Origin of the sequence: Streptococcus australis, assembly GCF_047463015.1 — a bacterium.
Taxonomy (GTDB): domain Bacteria; phylum Bacillota; class Bacilli; order Lactobacillales; family Streptococcaceae; genus Streptococcus; species Streptococcus australis_F.
On the sequence record NZ_JASHER010000009.1, the window covers coordinates 59,849 to 77,691 of the forward strand.

The following is a 17,843-nucleotide window of genomic DNA, read 5'->3' on the forward strand; positions in this document are numbered from 1 at the left end:
AACAAAGAAACAAAGGATTCCCAGGAGGAATACATGACTCAAGGAAAAATTATTAAAGTTTCCGGTCCCTTGGTGGTCGCATCAGGGATGCAGGAGGCCAATATCCAAGACATTTGCCGGGTCGGCGATCTTGGTTTGATTGGCGAAATTATTGAGATGCGGCGTGACGAAGCCTCTATCCAAGTATATGAAGAAACGTCTGGAGTCGGTCCAGGAGAACCAGTGGTAACAACCGGAGCTCCCCTCTCTGTCGAGTTAGGACCAGGCTTGATTTCTCAGATGTTTGACGGGATCCAACGTCCCTTGGAACGTTTCCAAGAAGTCACTTCCAGTGACTTCCTTATTCGTGGGGTGCAAGTTCCGAATCTAGATCGGGACACCAAATGGGCCTTCGAACCAAGTGTGACTGAAGGGACAGAGGTAGTTGCCGGAGACATCGTCGGTACCGTTCAAGAGACCAATATGGTGGAACACCGTATTATGGTGCCCTTCGGTGTCAGTGGACGTGTGACCAAGATCGCAGCAGGTTCTTACACAGTAGAAGAGCCGGTTTATGAGATCGAGCAGGCTGATGGTAGCCTCTTTACTGGTACTTTGATGCAAAAATGGCCGGTTCGTCGAGGCCGTCCCTTTGCACAAAAACTGATTCCAGTAGAGCCTTTGGTTACAGGCCAACGGGTCATCGATACCTTCTTCCCTGTGACTAAGGGTGGAGCTGCAGCTGTTCCTGGTCCTTTCGGAGCTGGGAAAACAGTTGTCCAACACCAGGTGGCCAAGTTTGCCAATGTAGACATCGTAATTTACGTAGGTTGTGGGGAACGTGGAAACGAAATGACGGATGTTCTGAATGAGTTTCCAGAATTGATCGATCCGACGACCGGTCAATCCATCATGCAACGGACCGTTTTGATCGCCAACACTTCGAACATGCCGGTGGCAGCGCGTGAGGCTTCCATCTACACAGGGATTACTATTGCTGAATACTTCCGTGATATGGGCTATTCCGTTGCCATCATGGCGGACTCTACTTCTCGTTGGGCAGAAGCTCTCCGTGAAATGTCTGGTCGTCTAGAAGAAATGCCAGGGGATGAAGGCTACCCAGCCTATCTTGGTAGCCGGATTGCTGAATATTACGAGCGTGCAGGTCGGGTTAAGACACTCGGAACCACTGCGCGTGAAGGTTCGATTACCGCCATCGGTGCCGTTTCCCCTCCAGGTGGAGACATTTCAGAGCCGGTGACCCAAAATACCCTGCGGATTGTCAAGGTTTTCTGGGGACTAGATGCTCAGTTGGCGCAACGTCGCCACTTCCCAGCCATCAACTGGTTGAGTTCTTATTCCCTTTACCAGGATGAGGTAGGCCAATATATCGATCAGCATGAACAGATTAGCTGGGCAGAAAAAGTGACCCGCGCCATGAACCTGTTGCAAAAAGAGAGTGAATTGCAAGAGATCGTGCGTTTGGTTGGTCTGGATTCCCTGTCTGAAAAAGACCGCTTGACCATGAATGCGGCCAAGATGATCCGCGAAGATTACCTGCAACAAAATGCCTTTGATGAGGTCGATACCTATACCTCCTTCAGCAAGCAGGTTGCCTTGTTGACCAACATTTTAACCTTTGACCAAGAAAGTCAAAAAGCGCTGGAATTGGGAGCTTACTTCACAGAAATCATGGAAGGAACTGTAGACCTTCGGGACCGCATTGCCCGGAGCAAGTTCATCCATGAGGACCAGTTGGCAGCCATTCAAGCCCTGAAAGAAGAAATCGTAGAAACCCTACACCAAATCGTCGCAAAAGGAGGAGTAGACAATGAGCGTGATTAAAGAATACCGTACTGTCAGCGAAGTTGTTGGCCCCTTGATGATTGTCAATCAGGTCGAAGGGGTTCACTACAATGAACTGGTAGAAATCAAGCTCCATGACGGAACGACCCGCCAGGGACAAGTCCTCGAAGTCCAAGAAGACAAGGCCATGGTCCAGCTCTTTGAAGGATCTAGCGGGATCAACTTGGAAAAAGCCAAAGTCCGCTTTACCGGACGTCCCCTAGAACTCCCAGTGTCTGAAGACATGGTCGGACGCATCTTTAACGGGATGGGCAAACCCATCGATGGCGGTCCAGAGATTATCCCAGAGAAGTACTTGGACATTGATGGCCAAGCTATCAACCCCGTTTCGCGGGACTATCCAGATGAATTTATCCAGACAGGGATCTCAGCTATTGACCATTTGAACACCCTAGTTCGGGGGCAAAAGCTTCCGGTATTCTCTGGATCAGGGCTTCCTCATAAAGAATTGGCTGCTCAAATTGCTCGTCAAGCGACGGTGCTTAATTCGGAAGAAAACTTCGCCGTGGTCTTTGCGGCCATGGGGATTACCTTCGAAGAAGCCGAATTCTTTATGAACGACCTGCGGGAAACAGGGGCGATTGATCGCTCTGTACTCTTCATCAACCTAGCTAATGACCCAGCTATCGAGCGGATTGCCACTCCTCGGATCGCCTTGACCGCTGCCGAGTATTTGGCCTATGAAAAAGACATGCACGTCTTGGTCATTATGACCGACATGACCAACTACTGTGAAGCCCTTCGGGAAGTATCCGCTGCCCGCCGGGAAGTTCCAGGTCGTCGGGGCTATCCAGGTTACCTTTATACTAACCTCTCAACTCTCTACGAACGTGCAGGACGCTTGGTTGGAAAGAAAGGATCTGTGACCCAAATTCCAATCCTCTCCATGCCGGAAGATGATATTACCCACCCCATCCCTGACTTGACAGGCTACATCACAGAAGGTCAGATTATCCTGTCCCGCGATCTCTACAATAGTGGTTATCGCCCACCGATCAATGTTCTTCCCTCCCTTTCCCGTTTGAAGGACAAGGGTTCTGGTGAAGGCAAGACTCGGAAAGACCATGCAGCGACCATGAACCAGCTCTTTGCGGCTTACGCCCAAGGGAAACAAGCCAAAGAGTTAGCCGTGGTGCTGGGAGAATCCGCCTTGTCCGATACAGACAAGCTCTATGTCAAATTTACGGATCGCTTTGAGAAGGAGTACATCAATCAAGGTTTTACCACCAATCGGACCATTCAAGAAAGTCTGGATCTAGGTTGGGAATTACTTGCTATCTTGCCACGGACTGAGCTCAAGCGGATCAAGGATGACATGATTGACGAATACCTCCCAAAAACTTCTCAGGAAGCACAAGCCTAGGAGTAGAAAGGAGGAAGTCAAATGGCACGATTAAATGTCAAACCCACTCGGATGGAGTTAAACACCCTCAAAGAGCGTCTGAAAACGGCAACCAGAGGACACAAACTTCTCAAGGATAAACGAGACGAGCTCATGCGACGCTTCATCGAGTCGGTCCGTGAAAATGACCGCCTCCGTCAGAAGGTTGAAGCCGCTCTCATTGGGAATATGCAAGAATTTGTCCTGGCTAAATGTCTGGAAAATGACCTCATGGTCCAGGAAATCTTTGCAGTTCCGACGCGGGAAGTCAGCCTGCATATCGAGACGGAGAATATCATGAGTGTGCGCGTGCCCAAGATGCATGCCCATATTGATAATCCATATGGAGACGATGAGGGAGACGTGGTATACAGCTATGTGGCTTCCAATAGCCAGATGGACAATACCATTCAAGAAATAGAAGAGCTCCTTCCAGACCTGTTGCGCCTGGCAGAGATTGAAAAAACTTGTCAGCTCATGGCCGATGAGATTGAAAAAACGCGCCGTCGGGTCAATGGACTGGAGTATGCGACTATTCCAGATCTCAAAGAAACCATCTACTATATCGAAATGAAACTCGAAGAAGCCGAACGCGCCAACCTGGTCCGAATGATGAAGGTCAAATAAGATACAAAGCCGTTAAGCAACTCAAAGGAAAATAGGGAGCAGGACAGAAGCACTGTTGTATAGAATGCTTCGTTGTCCTGCCCCCACAAGGCTGATTAGGATTTTTCCGAGCTCTTAAAGCGAGAGAAAAATCCAATCAGCTACTGTGCCTTTGAAGTTAGTACTATTACAGTTTGCGTTTTACACACAGCATTTAGGGCGTGTTCAATTAATAAGATACAAGCCGTTAAAAACAGCACCCCAAGTGATGTCTACAGGACACGAACTTGGGGTGTTTTTTAGCCTCTATTCAACTGAAAAATCTTCTAAAATCCCTTCATTCAGGGCTCTCAAAGGCTTCTGATACAATGAGTTTGTTTGATTATCCAAATAGTACTAACTGTCGTTAATTGTTAAGAGATTGTAACAAGAAAGGGCTAATGTTACAAATTAGGGTCAGTTAGATTAAAAGAAAAGAAGAGCCATTCTAAAGACAAAAAATGTGGTAGAATATTAAATGTATCTGTCTGGAGATAAATCTCCGATAATAAGAAAACGAGGAAAGAACGTATGAAGAAAGTAAATAAAAAGGCTCTAATTGCTTCGACCGTTGCTATGGCAGTTTTGCCATTTACAACTGGTAAAGCAGAATCAAATGGAGATTGGGTTGCCCGTTCTGTAGATGAAATTCGTGCAGATATTTCAACTTCAGAAAACAAACAAACCTACACTATCAAATATGGGGATACCCTAAGCACGATTGCGGAAGCTTTGAATGTTGACGTAACTGTTTTGGCAAACTTGAACCAAATCAGCAACATTGATTTGATTTTCCCGGGAACTGTCTTGACGACAACTGTCAATGATCAAAACCAAGTGACAGGTGTAGAAATCCAAACTCCTACAGCAGGTAATGCTGATGCAACTGTGACAACTTCTGCTGATTTGACAAACAACCAAATCAAAGTGGACAACCAAACTGTTGCAGTGGGTGATTTGACAAAACCAGTAGCAGATGAAAGCAACCAAGCTGTAGAACTCCCTCAAGCACCTGCAGTTGTAGCAGCAGTGGCAGAGCAAGTATCAGAAAGCTTGTCAACTCCAGAAGCACCAGCTGAAACACCTGCACCAGCAGCTCCAGTAGCAGAGGAAGCACCAGCACCAGTTGTTGAAGAAGCACCTGCGCAACCTGCTGCAGCGCCAGCTGAAGTAGTGGCTCCTGTAGAAGCCCCAGTTGTCGAGGAAGCCCCAGCGGCTCCAGTAGCTGAACCAGCTCCAGTCGTAGAAGTTCCAGCAGAACCAGAAGTTACTGCGGTTGCTTCAACACCACAATATGGTGCACCAGCACCAGTTGTTGATACGACAGCTTCAACTCCTTCAACAGCAACTCCAACTTCAAATGAAGGTCTTCGACCTCAAACAATTAAATTCAAAGAACAAGTGATTAATGAACTTGGCTTGACTGATATTGGTGGTTACCGTCCTGGTGACCCAGAAGATCACGGTAAAGGTCTTGCGATCGACGTTATGGTTCCAGAAAGTTCAGCGATTGGTGATCAAGTAGCTCAATATGCAATCGATCACATGCAAGAAAATGGAATTTCTTACATCATCTGGAAACAACGTTTCTATGCTCCAGTAAATAATATTTATGGACCAGCAAACACTTGGAATGAAATGCCAGACCGTGGTAGCGTAACAGAAAATCATTACGACCACGTACACGTATCATTTTACGAATAATTAAGACAAAGCAAAGAATCAGGATATTCCTGATTCTTTTTTCGTATAAAAAATAGATCCCATTGCTCAATGGGACCTAGCGGATTAAAGGATGATATCAGATTTTTCAACTTGATAGAGAGCCATACTCATAAACAAAGCAACAACAAGAAGAATAAGAATCCCGGGTGTCCAAGAGTGGAAGATTTGTTGGCTTGAACCAAATAAGATAGGTCCAAGTGCAGCAAAGACGTATCCTCCCGTTTGAGCTAGTCCAGAGAGCTGAGCAGTTTTCTCAGGAGAGCTAGACTTCATGGAGAAGGTAACCATGAGGTAAGGGAATAAGATACTCGTAAAACTTCCGATCAAGATATTCAGGATCAACCAGTAAATGAAGTTGTCTGTCTTTAGTAACAGCATGGCTATTCCAGTAAAACCAGCTAAAACAGTCGTTATCAGCATGATGCGACGGTTTCGTTCAGAAAGGCTGGTGGTGAGACTTGGAATGGTCATAGAGAAGGGAAGACTCATCAGGGTGAATACAGATGCTAAAATTCCTGCATTGGCTTGACTGATGCCGGCTTGGGTCGCCATGGTAGGAAGCCAGGTCATCGTGGTATAGAACAAGAGAGATTGTAGACCACAGAAGAGCATGATAGCCCAGACCTTACCATTCTTATACCAGCTAGTCTTATTTTCATTAGAAGAGGAGCTTTTTTTCAAATAATGATTATGACGAGCATTGGGGAGCCAGATTACAAGTGCAAGCGCACAGACAACTGTCAGCACCCAAACCAGACCTTGCCAAGAGGTGGCTTGAGTGATAGGAACAGCGACAGAAGAAGCTACCGCAGTAGACAAGCCCATTGCAGTGATATAAAGGGTTGTTAAGAAGCCAAGACGTTTTGGTTCATTGGCTTGGATCAAGCTTGGTAGAAGGACATTGATAAAGGCAATAGCAGCACCAATCAAAAGAGTTCCCACATAGAGGAGAGGGAGATTGATGGTGCGTAGAGCAGATCCAATCGTCATCAGGATCAAGACTCCGAGAAAGAGTCGCTCAATCCCAAAGCGTCTCGCCCAGCTAGTAGCAAAAGGAGAGAAAATAGCGAAGGTTAGGAGGGGTAGACTCGTCAAGAGGCCAAGAGAACTCACCTCGACACCAAAGCTAGCAGCAATATCTGATAAGACAGTGGAGAGGGTCGTAAATGGGGCCCGCAAGACCACTCCTAGTAAAAGGATCCCTGGAATGAGAAAACGTGAATGGTTTTGTTTCATAATGTGCCTCCTTGTTAAAATGAACAGTATCCGTATCATTATAGCACAAGAACTTGGAGGAGGCAAAAGGAATTATCGGGGGACAAAGCCCGTAAAATAGCTATTTCGCCTACAAATATAGGAAATAATAGAAAGATAGAGCTGAAAAAAATTTTTGAAGGTTTTAAAACTTTCTTCACACATACTTTTTATAGGAGTCTAGTTATCTCCGCTCAAACTGCGTCAACGTACCTAAACTCGCTGATATTCGTAAAAAAATAAGGAACGTAGTTCTCACTAGCGTTCGAACTGCATCAATGTACCTAAGCTCGTCCACGTCCCTATCAGGCTTGGTTAGATGAAATAGGTTTAGTAATAATTACATAACGCAGTGGTTGATTGGTATCTTTGTTCGCTCTTATAGCTTCAAAGATTACCTACTAATGAGGAAACGAAGTTTCCTATATCCGCAACCTCAAACAGTCTCCCAGACTGTTTGACCTGTGCGGGGGTGAGACAATTGAAAAGGTTTGGGGAACCTTTTCAACCTGAGCCAAAAAATAAGGAAGCGAAGCAATTTTAAAAAATTGTTCTGTCTCACTCCCATAAAAAAAGCCACCTGATTTGGTGGCCTTTATGGGAGATTATTATGAAAAAGTTTAGGATTTTCTATCAAACAAAGTTAGGAGGTCTTCATTTGATGGTATTAGTATAAATCGGAAAACTTAAAGAAAACTTAAGATAAGTTCCTGTAATTATAAATCAGTCTTAAGACTGATGGTTTGATTTGTAGCTGTCATTCGATCTCATTCTAGGTGAACTTGCATTATTGTCAGAATTGTGAGAAAATAGTCTTCATTAAAGGAGGGAAAGGATAGCGAGATGAGAGAGGATATCAAGATTAACGACCGTGCCCTAGCACTGGAGAAACAATTGATTGAAAAGTTAGAGCTTGTGTTTGATACCGATGTTGAATTGGACGTCTACAACCTCGGTTTGATTTATGAGTTGGATCTGGATGAGGAAGGGACTTGCAAGGTAGTCATGACCTTTACCGATACCGCTTGTGACTGTGCGGAAAGTTTACCTATCGAAATCGTCGCCCGCCTAAAAGAAATTGACGGTATTGAAGACGTCAAAGTAGAAGTAACCTGGTCGCCCGCCTGGAAAATTACCCGGATCAGCCGTTATGGGCGCATCGCCCTTGGGCTTCCACCGCGATAAATCAATAAAACTCACTTTACAAATTCGTAAAGTGAGTTTTTTCATATCTTATTGTTTACCAGACTGTTCCATATTCCAGAAGTCTGTCACGGCACCGCGTGAAGCAGAGGATACCGTGTGGGCATATTTACCGAGAACCCCACGGCTATAGAGTGGTGGCAAGGTTGTTTCAGCCTTCCGTTTCGCCAACTCTTCGTCTGAGACGTGCATGGTGATTTCTTTGGTATCTTGGTCAACTGTAACCAAATCACCAGTGTGGAGGTAGGCGATTGGGCCACCGACCTGGGCTTCAGGTGCGATGTGTCCGACAACGAGACCGTAAGTACCACCAGAGAAGCGTCCGTCTGTCAAGAGGGCAACCTTATCTCCTTGGCCTTTCCCAACGATCATAGACGACAAGGACAGCATTTCCGGCATACCAGGACCACCCTTAGGTCCTACAAAACGAACAACAACAACGTCGCCATCCACGATTTCATCCGAAAGAACCGCTTCAATGGCAGCTTCTTCGGAGTCAAAGACCTTAGCAGGACCAGTAATGTTACGCACTTTAACACCTGATACTTTGGCAACTGCCCCTTCTGGAGCCAAGTTCCCTTTCAAGATGATCAATGGTCCATCCGCACGTTTTGGATTTTCAAGTGGCATGATGACTTTTTGACCTGGTGTCAAATCAGCAAAGGCTTCTAAGTTTTCAGCCACCGTTTTACCAGTACATGTGATGCGATCCCCGTGAAGGAAACCATTCTTAAGAAGGTATTTCATGACGGCTGGCACACCACCGACATTGTAAAGGTCTTGGAAGACGTATTGACCAGAAGGTTTCAAGTCTGCCAAGTGAGGCACACGCTCTTGGAAATCATTGAAGTCTTCAAGGGTCAAATCCACATTGGCCGCATGAGCGATCGCCAGCAAGTGAAGAGTCGCATTGGTGGATCCACCCAGCGCCATGGTCACTGTAATCGCATCTTCAAAGGCTTCACGGGTCAAGATGTCAGATGGCTTCAGTCCCATTTCAAGCATTTTGACAACTGCACGACCTGCTTCTTCGATATCGGCTTTTTTATCAGCTGATTCAGCAGGGTGAGAAGAGGAACCTGGCAAGCTCATCCCAAGGACCTCGATCGCTGTCGCCATGGTGTTGGCCGTATACATACCACCACAACCACCAGGGCCTGGGCAGGCATTACATTCTAGTTGCTTCACTTCTTCAGCAGTCATATCACCATGGTTCCATTTCCCGATCCCTTCGAAAACAGAAACCAAGTCAATATCCTTGCCGTTCAGATTACCCGGTGCAATGGTCCCACCATAGGCAAAGATCGCTGGGATATCCATATTGGCAATGGCGATCATCGAACCAGGCATGTTCTTATCACAACCCCCGATGGCTACAAAGGCATCCACGTTGTGACCGCCCATAGCCGCTTCGATAGAGTCTGCTATGATATCACGAGAAGTCAAGGAGAAGCGCATCCCAGGCGTTCCCATAGCAATCCCATCCGCAACCGTAATAGTTCCGAATTGGACCGGCCAAGCTCCCGCATCTTTTACACCTTCTTTGGCCAATTTTCCAAAATCATGAAGGTGCATGTTACAAGGTGTGTTTTCAGCCCAAGTAGAAATCACCCCTACGATTGGTTTTTCAAAGTTTTCATCTGTCATCCCAGTTGCCCGAAGCATAGCCCGGTTAGGGGACTTGACCATGCTGTCATAGACGCTACTGCGATGGCGTGTATCTAATTCTGTCATCTGATTCCCTCTCATCGTATTTTTTATTATTATAGCACAATTTACGACCCAACGACAGAAGAAAATTCTTGAATTTTCAGACAATTTAACAGAGTGAGGATGGAGAATAGAGGATGAAAGAAATTATTTGAAAAAAGTTGTCAAGTAACTTTACTTTACAAAAAAGTTTTGTTATACTGTTAAAGTTGATGAAAATCAAACCTAATTGAATTTATATCTTAAAAGGAGAAAAACGAAATGGCAGTACCTGCACGTCGCACATCAAAAGCGAAGAAAAACAAACGTCGTACGCACTACAAAGTAACAGCTCCATCTGTAAACTTTGACGAAGCAACTGGAGATTACTCACGTTCACACCGTGTATCACTTAAAGGATACTACAAAGGACGTAAGATCGCTAAAGCTGCATCAGCTGAATAATAGAAGGGAGATACCATGCGCGTAAATATTACACTTGAACACAAAGAATCTGGTGAACGCTTGTACCTTACTTCTAAAAACAAACGTAACACTCCAGACCGTCTTCAATTGAAGAAATACTCACCAAAACTTCGCAAACACGTTGTGTTTACAGAAGTTAAATAATAGAGTTTAAAAAGGCCTTTGAAATCAATGTTTCAAAGGCTTTTTTCTTTTTGTCAAATGCGATATATTGCACTGTATTTCAATTAAAACTCTACCTTTTTTGAAATATGAATAATGATTCGGATATTTAAAAAGAAGAGGAACTTTAGTATGAAGTTCCTCTTTTTGTTATTTGTTCTTTTACTTACAAATCGTAAGACCTGATTTGGAAAGTATGAGTTTCAGTTGGATTAAAAATAGCGTAATATCAAGGCTTTTCAGAATGATATCTACTGATTAATTTTATAAAATTTGAATCATTATTTTTAAAATAGGGGAGTAGTTTAGTTCTGTAAAATTAAATAGTCCCTTTATAAACTCATTATATCAGCATTTTTATTTTTTTTAAATTAGTTAGAGAAAAAGATAGAGATTAAAATAACATCTAGATTTACAAAAATCCTTTCTTAAACTTAAAATCTAAAAAGAAATTAAATCGATTTACTTCTTTTTAAAGGTCCTATCACTATAGTTTATCTCATAACTATTTCTAGTATTATAGCCTATTTTATCGTAAGGTTCATACTTTAAAAAGACTGACAATTCTGCTTAAAGCAGATCCTTCAAAACTGTTTCAAGAGAAGAACGAAAAAATTCATCAATATCTTGATTTTGAGCGAGAAGGTGTAGCAATTCTGAGGTAAACTGAGTCATAGGAATAAATCTCTTTCTAGTAATGTTTCGCAACTCTACTATAACGGATTTATTCCTTTTTGCATTTAAACAACTTATTGTAAACTACCTAAATTATCAATAATTTTTATCAAAACTTTACTATTCTAATTTGAGTTAACTCCAGAATTATGAGCAGTAAAATTCTGATATACAATAACTCAATTTTCAAACTACTTATTCAGTGTTAATATAATCAACACTGAAACAAATTAGTATAAATTTTATAATTTAAGTATTTTATTAATTGTAGCATCTAACTCCTCAATTTGCGAAGTATTAATATCAAATGAACCTTCAATAAGCAAAATACAAAAATTGCCATTGCTAAGAGGAATTACAATTTCTGTGCCTGCTTTATTTTCAGGTTTCACAATAGATAACAATAATGATTCATTAACATTGAAAGATTTATGAGAGTTTATTAATTCTGAATATTTCCCTTCAGGTCTAAAATTAAAAACCATTTGTTCACTTTGAAAAACTCCCCTAAAATCGATTAATTCTAAATAGCTGTTTTTAAGTTCATAGATACTAATAAATAAAATTAAAGGCAGTACTCCTTTAATGAGTTCTAAACAATTAGCTCGATGGTTAATTAACTCTTCTTGTACTTTAGCCTCTAAATTCTTAATTGAATCTGCTAACCTATCACTATAATTAACCAAAATATTGAGATGTTTTGCTAAACAAGTCAAAAATTCAGTATTCTCATTAATTTTTAATATGCACAAGTGTCTCAAATAACTCTCATCAATAAATTTATATCCTTCAGAATCAACATAATTATCTAAACATAAGAAATAACCTTTAAGTTCAGTAATACTGTAGACATCACTATTTAGATGAATAACTTGTTGGAACTCATCCATAAGTTTGAGAAAAGCAATATTGGTTAAATCTAAGTACTTTTGTCGGAGTTTATATAAATCAATGTTCTCTCTTATGTACATCACCTGTTCTTGAGGAACAACATTTAAATCTGCAAAATTGATATCAATAGTAGATTCAAACGGCTTTTCTACATTAATTCTAATTATTATTGTTAGATAATCAAATGGTGAAAAACCATGAAAATATGGATTCAACACTTTCGATGGGATTCCATCATTTTTTCGCATATTACAATTATAACAAGTTGGGACCAAATTGATGGGGGTAATCGAAAGAAATGGAAACTTACTCTTAGGAAGAATATGGTCCAGTGTGACTTGGCTATACGCAAACGAACAATCACAAATTGGGCATCGCTTCTCAACTAATTGTTCCATATATTCTCTGTAATCATATAATGTTTGTCCTGAATAATATTCAGAATAATAATTTTGGATACTCGAAAAAGAATAATTATCATCATCTTCACTTATTGGTTGTAAGTTAGAAAGGTTTTCAAAATTAATTTTATATTCATTTTCATAGTATGAAAGTAGATCATTAATAAAATCAAAAGCACATTTATCATCATCATCTATCATTTCTACAAAATCTACCGATTCATCACTTAGTGTTTTTAAAATATCCTTTACAGTAATATCCATTCCTTCAATTTTTCTCATTCGCTAGTTCCTTCTAAAAATAAATTGATCAATAATTTGGCCTCACTACCTGAAATTTTTAATAACTTCCTAAGTTCACTTTTTCCATTTTCTACAAACTTTAGGCGTTCAATTAAATTATAATATCCTGATTGTTGAAGCCCTATGTTGAATATTTGATCATTAATTACATTTATATTTTCTCCAAACGTGTTAAAATCAACGGATTTTATTAAGTAATCTCCGTTATAGTCACGATATGTCTGTTTTACACAACTATTAGGAAATTCTTGAAGAGTAATTGGAGAATGTGTGATAATAAAACCTAAACCATTTACTGAACTTACAATATCAGAGATGAGTCGGACATATGATTTAACCATCGGAGGATGTAGAAATAACTCTGGTTCGTCAATAAATACTACTGTTCTCTCCGTTAATTCCAAAATAAGTTTTGTTATAGTTAGTAAAAATATTTTTTGTCCAGAACTAAAATTTTTTATTTTTTGAAATGTCTCCTTATAATTTACATATTTAAATCCACTTGTGCGACCTTCACCGTTTTCAAATTCATCTGATCTAGTTAAATCATTTTTAAAAATATAAATAAGACTATATCCCCAGTCTTCAAAAGATATACGTTCTATAGCTTCTAGCCAAAGTTTAGACTTGTCTACACTAAATTTTATAGTTTGTAAACTTTTCATGATATCAATTGTGATTCTATCTCCTATTTTTGTGTCTTCACTTACTTCCATATCATAATTTAAAAGACCTATGTATTCAAATCTATCTCCCTCCTCCGAATCAATTTCGATATCAAGCTTTTCATCAAATGGACTGAATGAACAATATAAAATTTTATTAATGACATTCGCATCATCTTGTGTATCATACTCACTATTATCTATCGAAATTTCAGAAGAATTATTTAATATTGCTTTCGATAATTCTCTGATAAATCTTGTTTTACCACTTCCATTTTCTCCAATGATACAAAATACATTATTAGAAACTGATATTGGTAATGTTCTATCATTTACTCTAAACGAAATATTATCCTTTGGTTTTACATCAACTTCAAAAGCTGTTTGATTTCCTTTTTTTATTGTAAATTTATAATCAGAAAGAAAGGATTCATTAACTGTCAATCTATGCAAGCTAATCAATAATTCTTTCCATTTGAAAAACGATTGATCTCTAAAAAATGAACGATCAAACATGTCTATTAAAGAATAAGAACTGTCATCAGTATGAATAACATTATTTGATATAGATTGTTCATATTCTTTTTTTAACTTCGTGTATTCCGTTATGAAATCATTTCCTTTATAGGCAATATCTCCTGTTAATGTAAACCATCTGTTCAAATCGTCCTCCTCTAAGCTAGCCGATATGAATTCATAGTATTCTTGAGATTGTCCTAATAAAAAATATTTGCCTTCATTTTCAATTTGATTCTTTTTGATTCTAAGAAAATTTTCATGTGTATTTGGATATATCTTTATTAAATGACTTTTCTCTCCTGAATCTCCATTAAAAATTAACTCTGCAGTTTGTCTGTAACCATAATCATCCCATGTATTAACACGAAAAGAAATCTTAGACAAAAATTCTTCAATATTCATTTTAAGTCTCCTATTTTATTAATAATTTTAAAATTATTATAACAAATTTAGCGATTAATAATGAAACTACTTCATATAAAAAGCATGAATTGGAAAAATAGCCAATAAGATTTTTAAAAATAGAGATATAGATTTTCTTTATCCTCTTAATGGTATAATAAAAAATAGATAGAGATATGTGATGAGGTGAAAATTTGGTCAGAAATAAAAAAATCGAAACAATAGGAATTTCTTATCTTACTATGTTCCTAAACAAAAATAATCGACTTCAAACCTATCTTGATCAGAACGACAAAACTCCGTCTTGGGATGGAACGATACATGTTTTAAAAAATCCTTCAGAAAAAAAAGAGGATATTATCGGAGTTGTTCCTGTTCAGGTAAAATCTACTCAACAAGATAAGCAACCTCTAAATAGTTATCGTATAGCGTTAAGTGATCTTGAATTGTATTTGAGAACAGGCGGAGTAGTTTTATTTGTTGTTTCATTAGATAGTAATTTTGAGCTGAGTGGTTTGTATTATAAATCTTTGCCACCATTAACAATCAAAAATATAATTAAGAACAGTAAACCTAAAAGGTCAAAAAATAAATGTCAAATGAATAAAACGATATCGGTGAATATCCATCCTTTACGTGCTGAGAAAGTATACTCCGAAATGATTGATTTTATTAGGGTTAGTGATCGGCAACGTAGTTTTATTGATAAAAAATTGATAAATCTAAGTGAATTGCCTCCAAATAAAACTTTAAAGTTTCACCACATAGGTAAAAGACCCTTTGATATTTTTGATTATCAGGAAGAACATGATATTTTTCCTTATCTGGAAGATGCTGATAATGGGGCACTAATTCTTATTGATAGTCCGATTAAGGTTACTGAGATGTTTGAAGAAACTAATTTAGTTTTTACAATAGGGGAATCAGTTGTATTTGATAATGTAAAAAGGCATCGGTTTTCTGACGGCAAGGTAGAGCTTCAAATTGGAGCTGGATTTATATTTTATGCTGATGAAAAAGAATCTAAATTCAGTTTTAATTTTACAAGACCTAATAAATTATCAGAAGCACTAAAGTGTATTGAAGCATTGCAAGAATTACAAAAAACAGGATATGTTACATTAAATGGTGAAAGAATTGAGTTTGAAAAGGATAATTTAACTAGGCTAAGCTCTATGAGTCTAGCTGAGCAACATAGTGAATTACTCCAAATTACTACATTCATGAGGAACATGGGAATAAAAAAAGAAGTTGATTTATCACTATTTGATGATCAATCAAAAAAAATCTTTTCCTTCTGAATAAAGGTTTAATTTTGAAAGAAAAGATTACTTTGAATTGTGATGAATCAATTTTGCTTAATTGGAAAGTTGCAAATGTACATATTGTTACAATTTATCAATTATCAGAAGATAAGAACGGCACCATGATTGATATATTCACTGAAACTCCGTGGGCAAGAAGAGACGAAGGGGAAAAAAGTATAGATATTTCTATATTTGATATTTTAGATTCTAAAGACTGGCTAGAGATTGATAACTGTAATTTCGATTCGGTTATTAATTCGTATCAAAGATTGGCTGATAACAATTTAAAGTACACTAGTGCTGATGATACACTAGTAAAAATTATAGCTGCTGCTGACATGGCAGAAGATCATTCAAAAAAAGATTTGCTACTTAACTGGGCACAAAGACTTTCTGATTGGAATACATCCCATTTTAAGAATAATGATATCTCCATCATAAATGATCTTCAAATCAAATATAGAAGTCGCATATTAAATAATGATGAAATTGAGAAACTTAATAATATTTTGATTAATAATCATGGGAATAATGAAATTTGTTTTGGTGTATCAGTGCTATTAAAATCAAAACCTCAAGCTGAATTTTACTGGAATAGATTACCTAAAGAAATACAAGAGAGGTATTTGCATTACCCTATCTATACTCTATTTAAGGAACTATAATTCGGATACACAAGCTTATAAACAATTTGAAAATTCTGTTTGTATCCCTGTAGTTAATGCTATAGCGGAACAAATGATAGAATTTATAATGAATTCAGAAAAATAAAACAAAGAACAAGCAATTTAAATATGAGTTGCTTGTTCTTTTGTTATTTACAAATTATTTTATATCAATTTTAATTATTTATATGAATTATTTAGTTTGAGTTTAAATTTTCATCATACGTTCATTAACAGTAGTTGCAATTCTGCCTTTTTCTTTGCTTTATTTTCTGAAATCTTATTTTTATCCCAAACGTATGCTAATGATTTTCCTTTATTATAGACTAACCATATTTTTAGATTCGGATTATCTTTTTTTAGTTGATCCCATTTTTTTGATTTAACAATTCTGGAATATCTGTACTAGTTACAAAGCCAGCCCTTTGAATACTTTTTTAAATTTTTTTAGACAAAGATGGTTTATATTTGTTGAATTCTTCAATAATTAATTCCTTAATATTATTAAATTGAAGAATTATAGGAGCATTATTCCCATCTATATAAGATTCAACAGAAAATGTGACATCGTTTTCTTTGTTTGGTAAAAATTCTCTTAATAAATCTAGTAAACGAAACCGAAGAGCCTGTTTAGAAACTTTTAGACTATTTTGGACCTTCTCAAATGTTTCACAGTTGTAATAAATTTTGGATAAAAACACAATATCCGGCATTAGTATGACAGCTGAAAAAATATTAGCCTCTCTTTCTAAAAGATTATCATCACTACCTTTTAATCTAGAAAAAAATTTCTGTTGTGTTTTAAAATAAAATGTCCTAATTCGTGGCAAAGTGTAAAATTTCGTTTAGTTTTAGGACTATCTCTTTCATAAGAAAAGCTAATTCCTAAATGATCTACAAGAGTGAGTCCTTCAATTTTAAGATTAGAAAAGTGATGACTAATTACTCTTATATTATTCTTTCTAATAATATACTGGAGGAAATAATTATAATGATATTTAAGTAAAGGAATTTCATTATCTATTATATACGGGTATAATACTTGCTTCGCTATACTATTTACCCTTAAATACAAACCATTCATAGAATCACTCCCTATAAATATAATATTTGGTCTATATGAATACTATAAAACTAATAGAAAAACTCTTGCTATTTTTCATTGATTAATTTTATGTTGTTATCCTTTTAATAACAGATGATAAATTAAGTTCTTATTATTCTATTTCTTGGTTGTTAATTCTTGTAATAATTTTATAGGGTTTGTCTTGAAAATGTTAACAAACAAATTAATAAAATAGTATATTAGTAAAATAGTATAGAGTACAATCATGTTATATATTCCATAATCAAAAATTATATTATCTGAATCTCCTAATCGGACTCTTGTATCAGACTCTAGGGATACTTCCATTATTTTGTTCAAAGATACAGAAGTATTTTCGTTCCAATCAGCTTCTATATATTTATTTTTATTTGAAGAAGAAAAAATCAATGTATGGCACTGCACCCCAATAATGGGACAAGAGAAAAAACCTCTTATGCGACCAGTTTTCTGTACTCTACAGGAGACTGGTCATTTAATCTCTGTTGAATTCTAGTTTCATTATAAAATATGATGTAAT

The 17,843-nt window shown here is 38.0% G+C and carries 12 protein-coding genes and 3 pseudogenes; 8 read left to right on the forward strand and 7 right to left on the reverse strand.

The genetic code is table 11. The features are described 5' to 3' along the window. Positions 1-33 precede the first annotated feature (33 nt). From QM873_RS08615 to QM873_RS08630, 4 genes are all read left to right on the forward strand, one after another. Positions 34-1,824, forward strand: a complete 1,791-nt coding sequence (locus tag QM873_RS08615) for a V-type ATP synthase subunit A (RefSeq protein ID WP_414279162.1) — start codon at positions 34-36, stop codon at positions 1,822-1,824. Then, entirely contained in the window at positions 1,811-3,208 is a 1,398-nt protein-coding gene (locus tag QM873_RS08620; protein ID WP_414279163.1) for a V-type ATP synthase subunit B, read from the forward strand. Before QM873_RS08615 ends, QM873_RS08620 begins: the two co-directional genes overlap by 14 nt. A 21-nt stretch (positions 3,209-3,229) precedes the next feature. After that, the gene (locus tag QM873_RS08625; RefSeq protein ID WP_342992209.1) at positions 3,230-3,853 is read left to right on the forward strand and encodes a V-type ATP synthase subunit D; all 624 of its coding nucleotides are present in this window, start codon (positions 3,230-3,232) and stop codon (positions 3,851-3,853) included. Positions 3,854-4,402: 549 nt separating this feature from the next. After that, complete coding sequence (locus tag QM873_RS08630; RefSeq protein WP_414279164.1) at positions 4,403-5,575, forward strand: LysM peptidoglycan-binding domain-containing protein; 1,173 nt, start codon at positions 4,403-4,405, stop codon at positions 5,573-5,575. A gap of 84 nt (positions 5,576-5,659) precedes the next feature. On the opposite strand, the gene QM873_RS08635 is transcribed toward QM873_RS08630, so the two are convergent. Further along, entirely contained in the window at positions 5,660-6,832 is a 1,173-nt protein-coding gene (locus QM873_RS08635) for a CynX/NimT family MFS transporter (RefSeq protein WP_414279165.1), read from the reverse strand. An 861-nt stretch (positions 6,833-7,693) separates the two neighbouring features. Between QM873_RS08635 and QM873_RS08640 the strand changes: the two genes are divergently transcribed. Beyond that, positions 7,694-8,035, forward strand: a complete 342-nt coding sequence (locus QM873_RS08640) for a metal-sulfur cluster assembly factor (RefSeq protein WP_006595245.1) — start codon at positions 7,694-7,696, stop codon at positions 8,033-8,035. A gap of 48 nt (positions 8,036-8,083) precedes the next feature. Here QM873_RS08640 and ilvD read toward each other — a convergent pair whose 3' ends face one another. Beyond that, entirely contained in the window at positions 8,084-9,787 is a 1,704-nt protein-coding gene (gene ilvD / locus QM873_RS08645; protein WP_006597056.1) for a dihydroxy-acid dehydratase, read from the reverse strand. 237 nt (positions 9,788-10,024) lie between these two features. On the opposite strand from ilvD, the gene rpmF reads away from it, so the two are divergent. Next, positions 10,025-10,207, forward strand: coding sequence for a 50S ribosomal protein L32 (gene rpmF, locus QM873_RS08650; protein WP_003009516.1), 183 nt, complete (start codon positions 10,025-10,027; stop codon positions 10,205-10,207). A gap of 15 nt (positions 10,208-10,222) precedes the next feature. Next, a complete protein-coding gene (gene rpmG / locus QM873_RS08655) occupies positions 10,223-10,372 on the forward strand; it encodes a 50S ribosomal protein L33 (protein WP_001265622.1) in 150 nt (49 codons plus the stop codon). Positions 10,373-10,870: 498 nt separating this feature from the next. Here rpmG and QM873_RS08660 read toward each other — a convergent pair. The 3 genes and pseudogenes from QM873_RS08660 to QM873_RS08670 all read right to left on the reverse strand — a co-directional run. Beyond that, a pseudogene (locus tag QM873_RS08660) lies at positions 10,871-11,065 on the reverse strand (transposase); the annotation flags it as partial. 242 nt (positions 11,066-11,307) lie between these two features. After that, a complete protein-coding gene (locus QM873_RS08665) occupies positions 11,308-12,639 on the reverse strand; it encodes an HNH endonuclease signature motif containing protein (RefSeq protein WP_414279166.1) in 1,332 nt (443 codons plus the stop codon). Continuing rightward, positions 12,636-14,246, reverse strand: coding sequence for an AAA family ATPase (locus QM873_RS08670; protein ID WP_414279167.1), 1,611 nt, complete (start codon positions 14,244-14,246; stop codon positions 12,636-12,638). The genes QM873_RS08665 and QM873_RS08670 overlap by 4 nt, the downstream gene beginning before the upstream one ends. Before the next feature lie 194 nt (positions 14,247-14,440). Between QM873_RS08670 and QM873_RS08675 the strand changes: the two are divergent. After that, a pseudogene (locus tag QM873_RS08675) lies at positions 14,441-16,218 on the forward strand (DUF4365 domain-containing protein). A 219-nt stretch (positions 16,219-16,437) separates the two neighbouring features. Here the strand turns inward: QM873_RS08675 and QM873_RS08680 are convergent. Both QM873_RS08680 and QM873_RS08685 read right to left on the reverse strand, forming a co-directional pair. Further along, positions 16,438-17,302, reverse strand: a pseudogene (locus QM873_RS08680) (ImmA/IrrE family metallo-endopeptidase). Between the two features lie 455 nt (positions 17,303-17,757). Beyond that, on the reverse strand, positions 17,758-17,838 hold the full coding sequence (locus QM873_RS08685; RefSeq protein WP_414279120.1) for an IS3 family transposase: 81 nt from the start codon (positions 17,836-17,838) through the stop codon (positions 17,758-17,760). Positions 17,839-17,843: the final 5 nt, after the last annotated feature.

Bases quoted from the DNA above. Each gene is read 5' to 3' on its own strand.
- rpmG (WP_001265622.1), top strand. From the start codon at position 10,223: ATGCGCGTAAATATTACACTTGAACACAAAGAATCTGGTGAACGCTTG.
- QM873_RS08625 (WP_342992209.1), top strand. From the start codon at position 3,230: ATGGCACGATTAAATGTCAAACCCACTCGGATGGAGTTAAACACCCTC.
- QM873_RS08630 (WP_414279164.1), top strand. From the start codon at position 4,403: ATGAAGAAAGTAAATAAAAAGGCTCTAATTGCTTCGACCGTTGCTATG.
- ilvD (WP_006597056.1), bottom strand. From the start codon at position 9,787: ATGACAGAATTAGATACACGCCATCGCAGTAGCGTCTATGACAGCATG.
- rpmF (WP_003009516.1), top strand. From the start codon at position 10,025: ATGGCAGTACCTGCACGTCGCACATCAAAAGCGAAGAAAAACAAACGT.
- QM873_RS08635 (WP_414279165.1), bottom strand. From the start codon at position 6,832: ATGAAACAAAACCATTCACGTTTTCTCATTCCAGGGATCCTTTTACTA.
- QM873_RS08670 (WP_414279167.1), bottom strand. From the start codon at position 14,246: ATGAATATTGAAGAATTTTTGTCTAAGATTTCTTTTCGTGTTAATACA.
- QM873_RS08640 (WP_006595245.1), top strand. From the start codon at position 7,694: ATGAGAGAGGATATCAAGATTAACGACCGTGCCCTAGCACTGGAGAAA.
- QM873_RS08615 (WP_414279162.1), top strand. From the start codon at position 34: ATGACTCAAGGAAAAATTATTAAAGTTTCCGGTCCCTTGGTGGTCGCA.
- QM873_RS08620 (WP_414279163.1), top strand. From the start codon at position 1,811: ATGAGCGTGATTAAAGAATACCGTACTGTCAGCGAAGTTGTTGGCCCC.
- QM873_RS08665 (WP_414279166.1), bottom strand. From the start codon at position 12,639: ATGAGAAAAATTGAAGGAATGGATATTACTGTAAAGGATATTTTAAAA.